This window comes from Streptomyces filamentosus (assembly GCF_014654895.1).
Classification (GTDB): Bacteria; Actinomycetota; Actinomycetes; order Streptomycetales; family Streptomycetaceae; genus Streptomyces; species Streptomyces filamentosus.
In genome coordinates this window covers 762116-778244 of sequence record NZ_BNBE01000004.1, presented here as the reverse complement: position 1 = coordinate 778244, position 16129 = coordinate 762116, and the positions used below count along the sequence as shown (strand labels likewise).

Annotated in this window: 15 protein-coding genes; 10 read left to right on the top strand and 5 right to left on the bottom strand. The window is 75.6% G+C overall.

Annotated elements, in window-relative coordinates:
- Positions 1–143 precede the first annotated feature (143 nt).
- Positions 144–1124 carry a helix-turn-helix domain-containing protein gene (locus IE326_RS37335; RefSeq protein WP_190044731.1) on the bottom strand — a complete coding sequence of 327 codons (981 nt, stop codon included), beginning with the start codon at positions 1122–1124 and terminating at the stop codon, positions 144–146.
- Between the two features lie 459 nt (positions 1125–1583).
- Between IE326_RS37335 and panD the strand changes: the two genes are divergently transcribed.
- From panD to IE326_RS37320, 3 genes are all read left to right on the top strand, one after another.
- The gene (panD, locus tag IE326_RS37330) at positions 1584–2009 is read left to right on the top strand and encodes an aspartate 1-decarboxylase (RefSeq protein ID WP_030752694.1); all 426 of its coding nucleotides are present in this window, start codon (positions 1584–1586) and stop codon (positions 2007–2009) included.
- A gap of 16 nt (positions 2010–2025) precedes the next feature.
- A complete protein-coding gene (locus tag IE326_RS37325) occupies positions 2026–2385 on the top strand; it encodes a GNAT family N-acetyltransferase (protein ID WP_150234354.1) in 360 nt (119 codons plus the stop codon).
- 463 nt (positions 2386–2848) lie between these two features.
- Positions 2849–4354, top strand: coding sequence for a transglycosylase family protein (locus IE326_RS37320; RefSeq protein ID WP_190044730.1), 1506 nt, complete (start codon positions 2849–2851; stop codon positions 4352–4354).
- Here IE326_RS37320 and IE326_RS37315 read toward each other — a convergent pair.
- On the bottom strand, positions 4235–5203 hold the full coding sequence (locus IE326_RS37315; RefSeq protein WP_190044729.1) for a DMT family transporter: 969 nt from the start codon (positions 5201–5203) through the stop codon (positions 4235–4237). The two genes, IE326_RS37320 and IE326_RS37315, sit on opposite strands and share 120 nt — an antisense overlap.
- Before the next feature lie 317 nt (positions 5204–5520).
- Here IE326_RS37315 and IE326_RS37310 point away from each other — a divergent pair, with 317 nt between their 5' ends.
- The 3 genes from IE326_RS37310 (at position 5521) to IE326_RS37300 (ending at position 8283) form a co-directional block, all read left to right on the top strand.
- Positions 5521–6237 (top strand): IucA/IucC family C-terminal-domain containing protein, encoded by a 717-nt coding sequence (locus IE326_RS37310; RefSeq protein ID WP_190044728.1) that lies wholly within the window; start codon positions 5521–5523, stop codon positions 6235–6237.
- A gap of 97 nt (positions 6238–6334) precedes the next feature.
- Positions 6335–7810: an SDR family NAD(P)-dependent oxidoreductase gene (locus tag IE326_RS37305; protein WP_190044727.1), complete on the top strand. Its 1476-nt coding sequence runs from the start codon at positions 6335–6337 to the stop codon at positions 7808–7810.
- 302 nt (positions 7811–8112) lie between these two features.
- A complete protein-coding gene (locus IE326_RS37300) occupies positions 8113–8283 on the top strand; it encodes a hypothetical protein (RefSeq protein WP_170313956.1) in 171 nt (56 codons plus the stop codon).
- A gap of 95 nt (positions 8284–8378) precedes the next feature.
- Here the strand turns inward: IE326_RS37300 and IE326_RS37295 are convergent, their stop codons facing one another.
- From IE326_RS37295 to IE326_RS37285, 3 genes are read right to left on the bottom strand one after another with little or no spacing between them, the layout of a single operon-like run.
- On the bottom strand, positions 8379–9797 hold the full coding sequence (locus tag IE326_RS37295; protein WP_190044726.1) for a lipase maturation factor family protein: 1419 nt from the start codon (positions 9795–9797) through the stop codon (positions 8379–8381).
- Positions 9798–9819: 22 nt separating this feature from the next.
- Complete coding sequence (locus tag IE326_RS37290) at positions 9820–10362, bottom strand: DUF1990 domain-containing protein (protein ID WP_190044725.1); 543 nt, start codon at positions 10360–10362, stop codon at positions 9820–9822.
- Positions 10359–11255: a YndJ family protein gene (locus tag IE326_RS37285; RefSeq protein ID WP_373310378.1), complete on the bottom strand. Its 897-nt coding sequence runs from the start codon at positions 11253–11255 to the stop codon at positions 10359–10361. Before IE326_RS37285 ends, IE326_RS37290 begins: the two co-directional genes overlap by 4 nt.
- A 184-nt stretch (positions 11256–11439) precedes the next feature.
- Here IE326_RS37285 and IE326_RS41270 point away from each other — a divergent pair, with 184 nt between their 5' ends.
- The 4 genes from IE326_RS41270 (at position 11440) to IE326_RS37265 (ending at position 16112) form a co-directional block, all read left to right on the top strand.
- The gene (locus IE326_RS41270) at positions 11440–12738 is read left to right on the top strand and encodes a DUF6777 domain-containing protein (RefSeq protein ID WP_229915844.1); all 1299 of its coding nucleotides are present in this window, start codon (positions 11440–11442) and stop codon (positions 12736–12738) included.
- A gap of 47 nt (positions 12739–12785) precedes the next feature.
- Positions 12786–14876, top strand: coding sequence for a SpoIIE family protein phosphatase (locus tag IE326_RS37275; protein WP_150234337.1), 2091 nt, complete (start codon positions 12786–12788; stop codon positions 14874–14876).
- 10 nt (positions 14877–14886) lie between these two features.
- Positions 14887–15642 (top strand): LytR/AlgR family response regulator transcription factor, encoded by a 756-nt coding sequence (locus IE326_RS37270; protein WP_150234335.1) that lies wholly within the window; start codon positions 14887–14889, stop codon positions 15640–15642.
- Between the two features lie 86 nt (positions 15643–15728).
- Positions 15729–16112, top strand: coding sequence for a DUF485 domain-containing protein (locus IE326_RS37265; RefSeq protein WP_229915843.1), 384 nt, complete (start codon positions 15729–15731; stop codon positions 16110–16112).
- Positions 16113–16129 lie beyond the last annotated feature (17 nt).

Here is a 16129-nt window from a genome sequence, read left to right as displayed (position 1 = left end):
TCTCGCTGGTCGGGACGGGTTCCGGTGAGCCGCGCCGGGTTTCCCCGGTCGGCGACGACTCCATCCTCCGGTTCCCGGGCGCGTCCCACGAGTGGCGTGAACGCCCGAAGTCCCCAAGATCCCGCCAGTCGCGCGGAGCGGCCCTAGGGGCGCGCGGGGGCGCGGGTGAACGTCTTGCGGTAGGCCGTCGGCGTCGTGCGCATCTGGCGGGTGAAGTGGTGCCGGTACGTCGCGGTGCTGTCGAAGCCGACCGCGGCGGAGACCTCGTCCACGGTGCCCTCGCCGGACTCGAGCAGCGGCAGGCTGGCCGCCACCCGCTGGGCGATGACCCAGCGCATCGGACTCACGCCGTTGCGGCGGGCGAAGTGCCGCAAGTACGAGCGTTCCGACATCCCCGCGGCCCGGGCCAGGGCGGACACGGACAGCGGCGTGCGCAGGTGGCGCAGCGCCCAGTTCATGCTCTGCGCGACGCCGTCGGCCTCGGGGCCGACGTCTCCCACCGCCGCCTCGATGAACTGGGCCTGCCCGCCCTCGCGGTGCGGAGGGACGACGAAGCGGCGCGCCACCGCGTTGGCGACGGCCGCACCGTGATCGGCCCGGACCAGGTAGAGGCACAGGTCGATGCCGGCCGCGCTGCCCGCGCTGCTGAGGACGTCGCCGTTGTCGACGTACAGCACGTCGGGGTCGACCTCGATCCCGGGATGCCGTTCGGCAAGCGTGCGGGCGTACCGCCAGTGGGTGGTGGCGCGTCGGCCTTCCAGCAGACCGGTCGCGGCCAGCGCGAACGCCCCCGAGCAGATCGACACCAGGCGAGCCCCCCGCGCGTGGGCCCGCAGCAGCGCTTCGACCAGGGCGGGCGAGACCTCCGCCCCGGCTTCGGCCACCCCCGGCACGATGACCGTGTCCGCCCCGGCCAGCGCGTCGAGCCCGTGCTCGACGCGCACCGTGAACCCCCCGACCGCCCGCAGGTCCCGGTCGGGCTCCTCGGCGCACACCCGCAGCTCGTACCAGGGCAGGTCCCCCAGCTCGGGCCGGGACAGGCCGAAGACCTCCACCACCACGCCCAACTCGAAGGGCGCCATCCCGTCGAACGCCAGCACGGCCACCACATGATTTTCCGCCATGACCGGATCTTAACAATCATCAAGATCCAGCCACGGCGGTGGAGCCGGCGGGAGGGGACGACCGGAAAGGTGCCGAGCCCCGTCAGGAGCCCTTGCGGGACGGAGCGTGACCGGCCCGACCCGCGCAGGGGCTTCGCGCGCTCGTCCGCCCGTCGTCGACCGACCTGCCCCGCCGCACCCTGCGGCGCCCGGCCGGACGCCTCGCTGCCCGGCGGGGGAGACCCGTACCCGACGGCGACGCCCGACCGCCGGGCCCTGCCCGCCCCGGCCCATCCGCGACGCGGTGACACCCCCGCCCGGCTCGCCTCCGGATTCCGCATCCCCGCCGTGCCCGGCCGAGTCGGTCGGTCGCCATGCCGCGCCCTCGGACCCCGAAGGCGTCCGAGGGCGCCGGTGTAGGGTTGAGGCCGCCCTTGACCTGCACGAAGCAGGCAGGGAGCCGTCTCAGAGGAGTCCACAGTGCTGCGCACTCTGTTCAAGTCCAAGATCCACCGGGCCACCGTCACCCAGGCGGACCTGCACTACGTCGGTTCCGTCACCGTCGACGCCGATCTGCTGGACGCCGCCGATCTGCTGCCCGGCGAGCTCGTCCACATCGTCGACATCACCAACGGCGCCCGCCTGGAGACCTACGTCATCGAGGGGGAGCGGGGCTCGGGCGTCGTCGGGATCAACGGCGCCGCCGCCCATCTGGTCCATCCCGGGGACCTGGTGATCCTCATCAGTTACGCGCAGATGGACGACGCCGAGGCGCGCGCGTACGTGCCGCGCGTCGTGCACGTCGACGCGGAGAACCGCATCGTGGAACTGGGCGCCGACACCGCGGCGCCCGTGCCCGGCAGCGACACCGTGCGTCCGCCGCACGCGGTGCCGGCACCGGTCTGACCGAGGAGCGCACCGCATGGCAGAGCGGCAGACGGCCGAGCCGGCCATCCACGACGTCCGGCAGGAGGGACGGCTGGAGGCGCACGTCGACGGCGTCTTCGCCGGCGTGATCGTCTACTTCGCCCTCGACGAGGAGCCGCACGCCCTCGTCGCCGTCCACACGGTCGTCGACGCCGACCACGAGGGCCGGGGCATCGCGGGCGCGCTCGTCCGCGAGCTCTATGCGATGGCCGCCCGCGAGGGCGTTCCCGTCGTGCCGCTCTGCCCCTACGCCGCCAAGTGGGCCGAGCGCCATCCCGACGAGGCCCCGCTGCCCTCCGACGAGGTGGTCGGGGCGGCCCGGCGGCAGCTGGCCGCCACTCCCGGACTGTGGTGAGGCCCCGCCCGCGCGCGACCGCCGGATGACCCGTACGGCGGCGCGCGCGGGCGGGAGCGCCGCCGCCGGTGCCACCCTGGAGGGAGAGAGCGGGGGGCCGTCGACCGGGAGGTCCGTCATGACCCGTCCTCCGTACCCCGATCCCCTGCCCCCCTCGCCGATCCCGCCTCCGGAGCCCGCGCCCCCGCCGGTGCCGCCGCCGAATCCGGTGCCGCCGCCGGAGCCCGCGCCCCCGCCGCCGAGCCCGGTGCCCGCACCGCCGCCTCCCGCGCCCCCGCAGCCCGGCGGGCCCGTGCCCCCTCCGGAACCCCAGCCGCAGCCCGGCCCCGCAGGACCGCCCCGGACGTCAACGGCCGGGTGACGCACGGGAGTCCGTCTCGGCGACGGAGTTCCGCGTCCGGCTTGTCACACAGCGTGCGACCCCCGTAACTTGGACCGCTGTCGCTGTGTTCTAGGGGGGCCCATGGCCGTACGCGGACGTCACCGCCGCCACCAGCCGAGCCGGATCAACCGCGCTTCGCTCACCGTCACCGCCGGAGGGGCCGGCATCGCCCTGCCGCTCGTCGGCGCGGGCGCCGCCCAGGCGGCCTCGCTGGACGTCTGGGAGAAGGTCGCGTCCTGCGAGTCCTCCTCCACCTGGCACATCAACACGGGGAACGGCTACTTCGGCGGCCTCCAGTTCAGCCAGTCCACCTGGGAGGCGTACGGCGGCCGCGAGTTCGCGCCCCGCGCCGACCTGGCCTCCAGGGACCAGCAGGTCGCCGTCGCCGAGCGGGTCCTCAAGGGGCAGGGCCCCGGCGCCTGGCCCGCCTGCGGCAGCCGCGCCGGGCTCGCCCGCGGCGGCCCCGCCCCCGCCACGGGAAGCACCGGAAGCACCGGGAGCGGGGGAGGCGGAGGCGGCGGGAACGACGTGCGGACCACCTCGCTGCCCGCCCAGCGCGCCTTACCGCAGGGACCGGCCGCGAAGCCCGGCCCGACGACCGTCCCCACCGTCCGCGAGATGTACACCGTCACGCCCGGCGACTCGCTCTCCGAGATCGCCCGCGACGAACGGGTCCGCGGCGGCTGGCAGCGCCTGTACGAGATCAACCGCAAGGTCGTCGGGGACGACCCGGACCTGATCCACCCCGGCCAGCGCCTCACCCTGAAGATCACCGCCCCGCCGCGCACCGCGCCCGGCCCGGACGCCCGCCCGGCGGCCCCGAAGCCCCCGGCCGCCGCCCGGCCCACGACCCCGAAGCCCCCGCCCGCCGGCGCGCCCGCGACCCACGCGCCCCCGGCCGTCGAGGCCGCCCACAAGCCGTCCGCGCGACCGTCCGCGAAACCGGCCGCGAAGCCCGGCACGCACCCGACCGCCCGGCCCCCGGCCGGGGCGGCCCAGTCCCCGGCGCCCCGGCCCGCGACGCCGCCCGCCCCCAGGCCGAAGCCCACGGCCCAGACGAAGTCCGAGCCGCAGACCAGGACCGAACCGAAGCCCGCCCCGCAGACCAAGCCCAAGCCACAGCCCAGGCCCACGCAGCAGGCGAAGCCGAAGCCCAGGCCGAAGCCCGTCGCGGTCGTCGAGGACCGGTACTCCGCCCCGGTCTCCGCCGGCATCGGGACCCGTTACGGCAAGCCCGGCTCCTCCTGGTCCAGCGGCTACCACACCGGCGTCGACTTCCCGGTGCCCACCGGCACCACCGTGAAGGCGGTCTCCGACGGCCGGATCGTCTCGGCCGGCTGGGGCGGCGCGTACGGCTACCAGATCGTCGTCCGCCACGACGACGGCCGCTACAGCCAGTACGCCCACCTCTCCGCCCTCTCCGTCCGCGAGGGCCAGCGGGTGACCGGCGGCCAGCGGATCGGGCGCTCAGGATCGACCGGCAACAGCTCGGGACCGCACCTCCACTTCGAGATCCGCACGGGTCCCGGGTACGGCTCCGACATCGACCCCCTGGCCTACCTCAGGGCGCGCGGGGTCTCCATCTGACGCCGAGGGCCCGTCCGCCCCGGGACGGGCCAGCCGGTCCAGGGTCAGCTCGACCAGGCCGCCCGCCGCGACCGCGCCGCACACCAGCGCCGCGACCGTGCCCGCGGCCCCGTGGCGGAAGCCCTCGCCGAAGAGGGTGAGGCCGACGGTGGCGGCCACCACCGGGTTGACCACGGTCACCGTGGCCAGCGGGGCCGCCAGCCCGGCGCCCCGGTAGGACGCCTGGGACAGCAGCAGCCCGGTGACCGCCAGCGCCGACAGGACCAGCGCGGGCCCCCACTCGGCGAGCGGGGCGCTCGCCGTCCACTCCTCGGCGACCGCCTTGGTGAAGACCGACGCCACCCCGAAGGCGACGCCCGCGGCCGCCGCGAGCGCCACCCCGCGCAGCGCGGACCGCCCGGCGAGCCGGGCCAGCGAGAAGAGCGCCGCGACCACCGCGAAGGCCGCACCCGCCAGCAGCCAGCGCTCCCCGTCGCCGGGGGTGCGGCCCTCGCCGCCGTCCGTCACGGCGAGCAGGCCCGCCAGCCCGGCCGTGGCCATCAGGGCCCCGTGCCAGGCCCGCCGCCCGGCCCGGCGGCGTACGAAGAGGGCGGCCATGGGCAGCGCGAAGACGATGGTGAGGGCGCCCAGCGGCTGCACCACGCTGAGCGGCCCGTAGGCCAGGGCGACCACGTGCAGGGCCGCGCCCGTCCCGGTGAGCAGCACGGCACCCCACCAGACGGGGTTGCGCAGCGGCGCGTAGGCCGGTCCGGCGGCGGTCGCCGCGACCCGCTCCTGCACGATCGCCGCGCCCGCGTAGGCGACCGCGGAGACCAGCGACAGGAGGACGGACAGCAGGAGGGGACTCATACCCTCCACGATCGCGCGCCGGGCCGCTCCCGTCGTCAGCCCAGGGACCCCTCATCCGGTACCGCCGACGCAGTACGCGCCCGCCGCGTACACCCGCGGTCGTACACACCCGCAGGTCACAGCGGGTGGAAACCGGAGGAACCGGACCCCCGGAGCGGTACTCGACGTGCTCCGGTCCCCCGGGGAGGCGCCCCTTTCCGAGCCGATCACCGCTCCGGGCGGTCCACTTTGGACCGGAAGATCCCCGGTACGGGCGCGGGATACGGTGGCTCCGCGCCGCCGGAGCCGTACCGGCGGGGGAGCGAGGGGGGAACAGGGTGGAGCCCGACGACGGCACGGCCGCCCCGCTGGACGGTTTCTTCGCGCTGCGGACCGCCCCGCCGCCCGCCGGCGACCACCGCCCCCTCGCCCGGCTCTACGCGGGCGACGACGCGCCCCTCCGCGCACGCGTGGACCTGGTCGCCGGCCGGCTCGGGACGTCCGAGCGGCGGGTCGCCGCCTCCGTCGCCCACCTCGGGCTCGCCGCCCGCCTCTGGTCGACGGCGCTCGGCCCCGCCGTCCTGTACGGCCGTTTCCCCGCCCTCGACCCCGCCGACCTGCACTGGGACGGCGCCCCGTCCGCCCCCGACGACCTGTGGTGGGCCGGGAGGGACACCCGCCCCGCCACCGTCGCCGCGCTCCGCGAGGCCGTCCAGGAGGCGCACCTCGTCCCGCTGCACGCCGCCCTCGCCCGGGACGGGCGGATCTCCTCCCGGCTGCTGTGGGGCAACGCCGGATCCGCCCTCGCCGGGGCCCTGCGCGAGCTGATCCGCCGGGCCCGCGCCCACGGCGACGCCCGGGCCGCCGCCCGGGCCGCCGCCCTGGTCCGCGGCCTGCTCGACCACCCCGACCTGGCCCGCACCCTCTCCGGCCCCGCGCTGCGCCGCACCACCTGCTGCCTCTACTACCGCGGCCCGTCCGGCGGTCTCTGCGGCGACTGTGTGTTCGACCACCCTCCGCGCACGGGTTTGGAGCGGCGGCCCCCCGCTCCGTAAAGTTGACACTTCAAAACCCGGCGGAAAACCCCCGGCGGCCGCTCTCCGGGGGACCCGGTGGCGCCCGCCCGCGAGCGATCGAGGAACGACGAAGGCCATGACGGTGACAGAGGAGACCCAGGAGTACGGACCGGGCATCGACCCCGATCGCCTGGCCGTCTGCCTGAGCGTGCTCGACGAACTCGACAAGATCGACGTCGACCACCCGGACGCCATCGCCGTCCGCCGCGCCACCGCCGGCATCTACCGGACGGTCAAGCAGCGCCGCCGCCAGGAGCGCCGGGCCGCGAAGACCGCCCACGACCGGGCCGTCACCGAGGCCACCGCCACCGGCTCCGCCCAGCGCATCGACGACGAGACCGAGGGCATCCTGCCCAGCTCCGTCACCGAGGCCGGCCGGATCGCGGGCATACTCCAGCGCCCCCGGTCCTGCTACACCTGCAAGACCCGGTACGTCGAGGTCGACTACTTCTACCACCAGCTCTGCCAGGACTGCGCGGCCCTGAACCGCGCCAAGCGGGACGCCCGCGCGGACCTCGCGGGCAAGCGCGCGCTGCTCACCGGCGGCCGGGCCAAGATCGGCATGTACATCGCGCTGCGGCTGCTCCGCGACGGCGCGCACACCACGATCACCACCCGCTTCCCGAAGGACGCCATCCGCCGCTTCAAGGCGATGGAGGACTCGGCGGACTGGATCCACCGCCTGGAGGTCGTCGGCATCGACCTGCGCGACCCCGGCCAGGCCGTGGCCCTCGCCGAGCAGGTCGCGCAGGCGGGCCCGCTCGACATCCTGATCAACAACGCCACCCAGACCGTGCGCCGGCTGCCCTCCGCCTACGCGGCCCTGGTCGACGGCGAGACCGCCCCGCTGCCGGCCGGCGAGCTGCCCGCCCACCACGTCATCGGCGCCTTCAACTCCGGCGCGGTCGACGGCCTCGCCGCGCTGCCCGTCGGCACCAGCGGCCTCGACGCCCAGAAGGTCGCCGACCTCGCCCTCGTCGCGGGCAACGCGAGCCTGGAGCAGTACACCGCGGGCACCGCCATCGACGCCGGCGGCCTGCTGCCGGACGTGGTGGACTCCAACACCTGGGTGCAGACCATCGACCAGATCTCCCCGGTGGAGCTCCTGGAGACCCAGCTCTGCAACTACACCTCGCCGTTCATCCTGATCAGCGCCCTCCGCCCGGCGATGGCCGCGGCCGCCGCGAAGGCGGGGAGCGGCCGGGCGTACGTCGTCAACGTCTCCGCGATGGAAGGCGTCTTCTCCCGCGGCTACAAGGGCGCCGGACACCCGAACACCAACGCGGCGAAGGCCGCCATGAACATGGTGACCCGGACCAGCGCCCAGGAGATGTTCGAGGCCGACAAGATCCTCATGACCTCGGTCGACACCGGCTGGATCACCGACGAGCGCCCGCACTTCGACAAGCTGCGCCTCGCCGAGGAGGGCTTCCACGCCCCGCTCGACCTGGTCGACGGCGCCGCCCGCGTCTACGACCCGGTGGTCCGCGGCGAGGCCGGCGAGGACCTGTACGGCGTCTTCCTGAAGGACTACGCCCCCGGCAAGTGGTAGGCCCCCTCGGCACGCCTGAAGAGCGCCCCACGGAGCACCGATGAAGAGCGCCCTCCCGCCAGGAGGGCGCTCTTTTCGGTCTCCGTCACCCGAACGCGTCACACTTTTGAGCCCGGTAGAGCGTGGGCGCGCTCATTTGGTTACTCTGAGGGTCACGGTCGGCCACCGGAGCGCCACACCCGCTCCACGGACGACCAGGGGACTGGCCACCCACCTCGGCCGCGGCCCCGCCCGATCGAACGGCGCCACCGCGACCGACCGGCCCCACGTCCTCATCTGAACGCGACACAAAGGAGTGCGCGGTGACACCCGAACTGACGAAGCAGGAACCGCGACCGTCGGAACCCTCCGAACGACAGCGGCGCACCGGCGAACTGGGCAGCCTCGAAGTCTGGGCCCGGTCGGCCCCGATCCGCCTCGCGGGCTACGAGGACGACCTCGCCGAGCCCCACATCCTGCCCGGCGTCGACTGACCGCCGCCCCGAGGCGAGACGTCGCCCCGGCCGTTGCGGCCGCTGCGCCCCCGGTGCCCCCGTCCCTCCCGGACGGGGGCACCGTCACGTCCGCCTCAGTCCCCCAGCCGCACCGGCGGCAGGTACTCCCGCACCAGCCGCCGCTGCCACCACGCCCCGGTGTCCCGCAGCTCGCGCCAGGTGGAGAACCGGTACCGGTAGAGCCGGGCGCGCACGTGCACCGGCGGCGCGTCCGGGAAGGGGTTGTGCCCCAACAGCCGCAGGGTGTCACGGTCCCCGGCGAGCAGCCGCTCCACGAAGGGCCCGAACCACTCCCGGGCGTAGCCGGGCGAGAGCGCCGCGAACCACATCAGCCAGTCCAGCCGCAGGTGGTACGGGGCGAACTGGCGGGGCAGCCGGTGCGGGTCGCCGGGTTTGCCCTTGAAGCCGTACTCGTGCCACCGGGTGTCCGGGCCGGGGGTCCGGTCGGCGGTGCCCTCGACGACGATCTCGTCGCGGACCCGGCCCACCGTGCCGAAGGCGCCGTAGGTGTTGACCAGGTGGAAGGGGTCGTAGGAGCGGTTCATGGACTGGTGGCGGGAGAGGAGGTTGAGGACCGGGCGGCGGCTGCGGACGAGGACCAGGGCCGTCAGGGCGAGGACCAGGGCCGCGTACCAGAGCGGGGTGTCGGGGCGGGGGTTGCCGCCGGGGGTGCCGGTGAGGGCGGTGAGGTCGAGGACGGAGGCGGCGAGGACGATCGTCAGCCAGTTGAGCCAGGCGAAGTTGCCGGAGAGGACCAGCCACAGCTGGGTGACGATCATCAGGCCGGCCGCGATCGAGGCCACCGGCTGCGGGGTGAACAGGAGGAAGGGCACGCCGAGCTGGACGACGTGGTTGGCGGCGGCCTCGACGCGGTGCAGGGGGCGGGGGAGCCGGTGGAAGAACCAGCTCAGCGGGCCCGGCATCGGCTGGGTCTCGTGGTGGTGCTCCAGACAGGTCAGCCTCCGCCAGCAGGCGTCGCCGCGGATCTTGATCAGGCCCGCGCCGAACTCGACGCGGAAGAGCAGCCAGCGCAGCAGCAGGAGGACGAGGAGCGGCGGGGCGACGTCGTCGTTGCCGAGGAAGACCGCCAGGAAGCCGGTCTCCAGGAGCAGCGACTCCCAGCCGAAGGCGTACCAGGTCTGGCCCACGTTCACGATCGACAGGTAGAGCCCCCACAGCAGCAGCCACAGGGCCATGGCGGCCGCGAGCGGCACCGCGTCCGCCGCCCCGGCGGCGAGCGCCGCGGCGAGGCCGGTGCCGGTCCACGCGACCGCCGCGAAGAGGCGGTCGGAGTAGTGCCAGTGGAAGAGCGAGGGCGAGCGGAGCGGGGTGGTGCGGCGCAGGAAATCCGGTACGGGGAGCATGCCGCGCGCGCCGATGAGCGCCCGGAACTGGAGGGCGGCCGACAGGAAGGCCACGCCGTACAGCACGGCCAGGCCGCGCTGGAAGACGGTCCGGGCCGTCCACAGCTCCGGTGCGGTGAACCACTCCATCGCCTCCAGTATCGGCGCCGGCTCAGCCCTCCGCGACGAGCCGGGCGAGGACGGTGCCGAGCCGGCGGGCGTAGGCGAGCTGGAGGCGGGGGACGACCGGCCCGGCGAGCCGGGTGTACCAGGCGGCGGGCCGGCTGAAGGCGGTCACCGTGAAGCGGACCGTGCCGTCGGGCTCCAGCTCCACGAGGAAGGACTCCTCGCCGCACTCCGGGTGGCCGGTGAGGGTGCCGTACCCGAAGCCGCCCCGGTGCTCCTCCTCGGGCAGCCAGATCACCTCGCAGGGCACGCCGTAGGAGAACGGGCCGATGCCGAGCGCGACCTCCAGGGTGACGCCGGGGGCCGCGCGGTCCGCGGCGGAGCGGACCCGGGCGCCGGTGGCGCGGTGCATCCGCCAGGTGGTGACGGCCTCGGCGGCGGTCCGGAAGTCGGCGGGGCCGTGGCCGACGGCGGCGCTGTGGCGCAGGTGGTGGTAGCCGGCGGGGAGGGCGCCGGGGGTGCGGGTGGCCCCGACCTCGCGGTAGCTGAGGGTACGGCGCGGGGCCAGGTCCTTGAGGATGCGGCTCATGCCGGGAGCTCCGTTCGCGGGAGGGTGCGGGGGATGGCGGTCGTGGTGGCGGCGGGGCCGGGCGCGGTGCGGAGCCGGCGGTGGGCGAGCAGGGAGCAGACGGCGAAGCCGAGGGCGTTGCCGAGGCCGTGGGTCGCGGCCATCCAGGTCAGGGTGGGGTGCGGGATCCCGGTCGCCTCGCCCAGCGCCCACCAGAGCGCGAGGGCCATGGTGACGGCCAGGACCAGGGCCGAGACGCCCAGCAGGGCCCGGGTGACGGGATCGGCGGCGAGGTCCCGCCGCTCCCGCAGGGTGAGCACGGCGACGGCGGTCATCCCGGCGGTGAGCACGACGGCCCCGACCAGTTCGGCCCAGTCGTCGACGAAGTACCCGGCGAGCACCAGCAGGGTCCCGGCGGGCACGCTGAGCGCGGCGGCCCCGGCCAGGACCCCTCCGCCGGCGGAGCGGCAGAGCAGTCCGGCGACCAGGGCGGCGGCGAAGCCCGCGAAGTGGAAGTGCGGCACGGTCAGCGCCAGCAGGTCGAGCTCGAAGCCGAAGAGCGGGTACGAGGCCCGCTCGGCGACGAGCGCGAGTCCGGCGACGGACGGGCAGACGAGCGCGGTGAGGACGGCGAGCTCGGCGGGCCTCGCCGACCTCGTGAGCGCGAGCCGGGCCGGGGCCAGGAGGGCGAGCGCCAGGGTGGCGAGCGCGTAGCAGGCGGCGAGCGCGGTCGCCGCGCCGGAGCGGGGCAGCCAGAGCGAGACGGCGCCCGGCAGGGCCAGCAGCGGCCAGGCCCGCCGCAGCGCGTCCCAGCCGGGCGGCCGGGGCCCCTCGACGAGGCCGAGCCCGGTCGGCACGACCCAGAGCATCCCGATCGTCACGACCGGAGCCACGACGGCGTCCAACGTGTTCATGGCGTCCAACCCCCGACTTGAACGTGTTCAACGGTGACGGTCCCGAGCGTAGGGCCTCTCTTGAACGTGTTCAAGTCCGGAGTCGGCGCCACCCCGTCCGCCCGTACGGACGCGCTCCGCTTGCCCCCGGCCACTCCCTGCGACAGAACGGGAGGAACCCACCCGTGACGACCGGGAGAAGCACGTGCGCCCACCGCAGCGCCGGACGCGGAGCAACCCCGCCGCCGTCCGCCCCGCCCCAGGGACGGCCCGCCACCAGGGCCGTACCGCCCTCGCCGCGACGCTCGGCGCCGCCCTGTTCCTCGCCGGCTGCTCCGCCGCCGAGCACGGCGGCGGAGCGGGCCGGGCCGCCCTGAGCGCCGCCCACGAGGTGCGGCTCCAGCCGGTCGCCGACCAGGGACCCGACCCCTTCACCGCCTCCACCGCGCGCGGCGCGGGACTCCGCGCCCTGCCGGGCGCCCGCCCCGCGGCGCAGCCCGCCAGCGCCCCCGGCGTCCACGAGGTCACCGGCTCCGCCCCCGGCCTCTACGGCGGCACCCGCGCCGAGGCCAGCTGCGACGTCGAGCAGCAGGTCGCCTACCTCGCCGCCGAACCCGCCAAGCTCCGCGCCTTCGCCGAGGCCGCCGGCATCCCCGAGAACGGCGTCGCCGACTGGCTGCGCGACCTCACCCCCGTCCTGCTGCGCGCCGACACCCGCGTCACCAACCACGGCTTCCGCGACGGCCGGGCCGCCGCCTTCCAGTCCGTCCTCCAGGCCGGCACCGCCGTCCTCGTCGACCCCTACGGCGCCCCCCGGGTCCGCTGCGCCTGCGGCAACCCCCTCCGCACGCCCGTCAGCGTCTCCGGCGCCGTCCACCAGGGCGACCCCTGGGCCGGCTTCGACCCCGACCGCGTGATCATGGTCAAGCCCACCACCACCGTGGTCACCAGCCTCGTCCTCGTGAACGTCGCCGACGACAGCTGGATCGAGCGGAAGACGGGCAGCGACGGCGACCAGGACCGCAAGCCCGACACCGTCCCCGACTGCGACCCCGCCACCTGCGCCCTCAGCGACCCCGTCACCCCGGACGCGCCGGAGACTCCGGACGCGCCGGAAACCCCGGACGCGCCGGACACGCCGGGGACCCAGGACGCGCCGGAGACGCCGGACGCGCCCGCCGCCTCCAGCGAGGCGCCCAGCGTCCCGGCCGCCCCCGACACGCCCGCCGCCCCCGACACCCCCGCGGTCCCGGACGGACCCGCCACCCCGGACGCCCCGGTGACGCCGGACGCGCCCGTGACGCCGGACGCGCCCTCGGAGCCGTACACCGACCCGTACGAGGACCCGTACACCGACCCGTACACGGACCCCCGCGCCGACCCGTACGGCGAGCCGTACGAGGACCCGTACGCGGACCCCTACGCGCCGCCGGACGGCGGCCACCCGACCGGTCCGGTCCCCGGCGAACCGGAACCCCCGGGGTCCGACACCTTCGCCGGCTGAAGATCTTCGTGGTGCGCGAGGACCCCGCCGGCCCTAGCGTGGCCCCCATGAGCGCGGGCAGCGGGGGAGCGGACACGGCACCGGCCACGGGCGGCGCGGCGGCGCCGATCCTCAGCACGTTCGGCGCCGCCTTCCGCATGGGCGGCTTCGACTGGGACCTGACCACCGGCGTCATGCGGATGGACGAGGCCGCCCTCGACGTCTTCGACTTCGCGCCCGGCGAGTACGACGACCGCCCCGAGACCCTCGGCAGCCGCGTCCTGCCCGACGAGGGCCGCCAGCTGGACACCCTGGTGGCCCAGGCCCTCAAGGACGGCAGCGACCAGTACGGGGCCTACTTCCGCATCCGCCGCCGCGACGGCTCCCACCAGTGGACCCACACCCAGGGCATCGTCCACCGCGACGCCACCGGCCGCCCCGTGCGGATCATCGGCGTCCTCCGGGACGCCACCCACGAACTCACCGAGTCCGCCGCCCGCCTCGGCCTCGACGAGGGCCGCAGACAGCGCGCCGGGGTCGTCGAGGGCACCACCGCGGCCCTCGCCTACGCCCGCACCGTCCAGGACGTCATCGACCTCCTCAACGACTCGCACGCCCTGGAGCACTTCGGCGCCGCCAGCCTCGTCATGGGCCTGCTGGAGTCCGGCCGCATCCACCTCGTCGCCGAGGGGCCCGACGGCGCCTTCGTCCCGGGCACCCGCTTCACCCGGGTGGACGAGCCCTACCCGATGAGCGAGGTCATCCGCACCCTGCGCCCCCGCTTCATCGACACCTCCGAGGACTTCGCCGCCTCCTTCCCCGTCCTGTGGCAGCACATCAGCAGCCTCGGCATCACCGCCGCCGCCTACCTGCCGCTCATCGCCCAGGCCCGCCCCATCGGCGCCCTCGGCCTGCTCTACAGCGACCGCACCGGCTTCAGCGAGGACGAGCGGACCCTCCTCGTCGCCCTCGGCAGCAGCATCGCCCAGAGCCTCCAGCGGGCCATGCTCTACGAGCAGGAGCACGACCTCGCCGAAGGGCTCCAGCAGGCGATGCTGCCCCGCCGGATCCCCGACGCGGACGGCGCCCAGATAGCCGTCCGCTACCGCTCCGCCCGCCTCGGCCGGGACATCGGCGGCGACTGGTACGACGTCATCCCGCTCCCCGGCGGCCGGGTCGGCGCCGTCATCGGCGACGTCCAGGGCCACGACACCCACGCCGCCGCCGTCATGGGCCAGCTGCGGATCGTGCTGCGCGCCTACGCCGCCGAGGGCCACACCCCGGCCACCGTCATGGCCCGGGCCTCCGTCTTCCTCCACGAACTCGACACCGACCGCTTCGCCACCTGCACCTACGCCGAGACCGACCCGGCCACCGGCGTCGTCCAGGTCGTCCGCGCCGGGCACGTCGACCCGCTCGTCCGCGAGGAGGACGGCCGGTGTCGGCGGATCGCCGTCGAAGGCGGCCTCCCGCTCGGCCTCTCCGCCGAGTTCGGCCGGCTCGACTACCCCGTCACCACCCTCGAACTCGACCCCGGCCAGACCCTCATGCTCTACACCGACGGACTGGTCGAGAAGCCCGGCGCCGACCTCGACGAGGGCCTCGAATGGCTCTCGTCCCTCGTCCGGCGCGGCCCCTCCGACCTCCAGGACCTCGCCGACCACCTCTGCGACGTCGTCGCCGAGCGCGGCGGCGAGGACGACGTCGCCATCCTGCTGCTGCGCCGCCTCGGCGTCCCCGCACCCACCGGCGGCCGCTTCCGCCAGCACGTCGCCCAGAGCGACCCCGAGGCGCTGAGCGCCGCCCGCCACATGATCCGGGCCGCCGTCCGCGCCTGGGGCGCCGGCGACCGCGCCGACGAGATCGAACTCGTCGCCGACGAGCTGATGACCAACGCGCTCATGCACACCGACGGCGGGGCCATCCTCACCCTGCGGATCCTGCCCGGCGCCGAACGGCGGCTGCGGGTCGAGGTCGAGGACCGCTCCAGCGCCCTGCCCCGCCGCCGCGAGGCGGGCGAGGCCGGCGTCTCGGGACGGGGCCTCCTCCTCGTCGACCAGCTCTCCGACGACTGGGGCGTCGAGCCCCGGGGCGGCGGCAAGTGCGTCTGGTGCGAGTTCACCGTCACGCCCCGGCCCGCCCAGGACCCGGTTCCGTAGACTCCCGCGCATGCTCCGCGTACTCGCCGTCGACGACGAGGAACCCGCCCTCGGGGAACTCCTCTACCTGCTGCGCGCCGACCCCCGGGTCAAGGCCGCCGAGGGCGCCGGGGACGCCACCGCGGCGCTGCGCCGGATCGGGCGGGCGCTGGACGGCGGCCCCGACGGCGAGCAGGCGATCGACGTCGTCTTCCTCGACATCCACATGCCGGGCCTCACCGGCCTCGACGTGGCCCGGCTGCTCGCCGGCTTCGCCCGCCCGCCGCTCGTCGTCTTCGTCACCGCCCACGAGGGCTTCGCGCTCACCGCCTTCGACCTCAAGGCCGTCGACTACGTCCTCAAGCCGGTCCGCCGCGAACGGCTCGCCGAGGCCGTCCGCCGCGTCCACGAACTCGTGCACGCCACCGCCGCCCCGCCCGCGGCCCCCGCCGCGCCCGAGCAGATCGCCGTCGAGCTCGGCGGCGTCACCCGCTTCGTCGCCGTCGACGACATCGCCTACGTCGAGGCCCACGGCGACTACGCCCGGCTCCACACCGACCAGGGCAGCCACCTCGTCCGCATCCCGCTCTCCACCCTGGAGGAGCGCTGGGCGGACCGGGGCTTCGTCCGCATCCACCGCAGCCACCTCGTCGCCCTCGACCGCATCGAGGAGCTCCGGCTCGACGGCACCACCACCTCGGTCCGGGTCGGCGCCACCGACCTCGCGGTCAGCCGCCGGCACGCCCGCCCCCTGCGCGACCTGCTGATGCGCCGCGCCGGAGGCTGACCGGACACCCCTACCGGCGCCCGGCCCCTTCCGCTTACACTCCACGGGCCCACCCGCCCGCCAGGGCCCGTCAGAGAGCGACGCCGATGCCGGAGCACCCCGAGCCGCGCCGGCCCCGGCGCGAGACCGTCACCTACGCCTCCGCCCTCGGCGACCGGCCCGCGCCGCGCCTGCGGCCCCGGCCCCTGCACCCGCCCGCCCGCTCCGAGATCGACGAGCAGACCACCCTCGGCCACACCTACGTCCGCTCCCTGATGCGCAGCCAGCTCCGCGCCGCCCTCACCGCCCTCGGCGCGCTCGCCCTGCTCGTCGGCACCCTCCCGCTGCTGCTCGCGCTGCCCGCCCCCGAGGCGCTGGTGTGGGCCGCGCTCGGCGCCGGCGTCTACCCCGTCGTCTGGGCGATCGCCCTCTGGTACGTCCGCCGGGCCGAGCGCAACGAGCGCGACTTCACCGGCCTCGTCGAGCGCTGAGACCGGTGGACCGTCCC

What these genes read in the sequence shown, in the direction of transcription:
- IE326_RS37305 (WP_190044727.1), top strand. Translation starts at nt 6,335, where the DNA reads ATGACGGTGACAGAGGAGACCCAGGAGTACGGACCGGGCATCGACCCC.
- IE326_RS37290 (WP_190044725.1), bottom strand. Translation starts at nt 10,362, where the DNA reads ATGAGCCGCATCCTCAAGGACCTGGCCCCGCGCCGTACCCTCAGCTAC.
- IE326_RS37270 (WP_150234335.1), top strand. Translation starts at nt 14,887, where the DNA reads ATGCTCCGCGTACTCGCCGTCGACGACGAGGAACCCGCCCTCGGGGAA.
- IE326_RS37295 (WP_190044726.1), bottom strand. Translation starts at nt 9,797, where the DNA reads ATGGAGTGGTTCACCGCACCGGAGCTGTGGACGGCCCGGACCGTCTTC.
- IE326_RS37335 (WP_190044731.1), bottom strand. Translation starts at nt 1,124, where the DNA reads ATGGCGGAAAATCATGTGGTGGCCGTGCTGGCGTTCGACGGGATGGCG.
- IE326_RS37325 (WP_150234354.1), top strand. Translation starts at nt 2,026, where the DNA reads ATGGCAGAGCGGCAGACGGCCGAGCCGGCCATCCACGACGTCCGGCAG.
- IE326_RS37265 (WP_229915843.1), top strand. Translation starts at nt 15,729, where the DNA reads ATGCCGGAGCACCCCGAGCCGCGCCGGCCCCGGCGCGAGACCGTCACC.
- IE326_RS37315 (WP_190044729.1), bottom strand. Translation starts at nt 5,203, where the DNA reads ATGAGTCCCCTCCTGCTGTCCGTCCTCCTGTCGCTGGTCTCCGCGGTC.
- IE326_RS37320 (WP_190044730.1), top strand. Translation starts at nt 2,849, where the DNA reads ATGGCCGTACGCGGACGTCACCGCCGCCACCAGCCGAGCCGGATCAAC.
- IE326_RS37285 (WP_373310378.1), bottom strand. Translation starts at nt 11,255, where the DNA reads ATGAACACGTTGGACGCCGTCGTGGCTCCGGTCGTGACGATCGGGATG.
- IE326_RS37275 (WP_150234337.1), top strand. Translation starts at nt 12,786, where the DNA reads ATGAGCGCGGGCAGCGGGGGAGCGGACACGGCACCGGCCACGGGCGGC.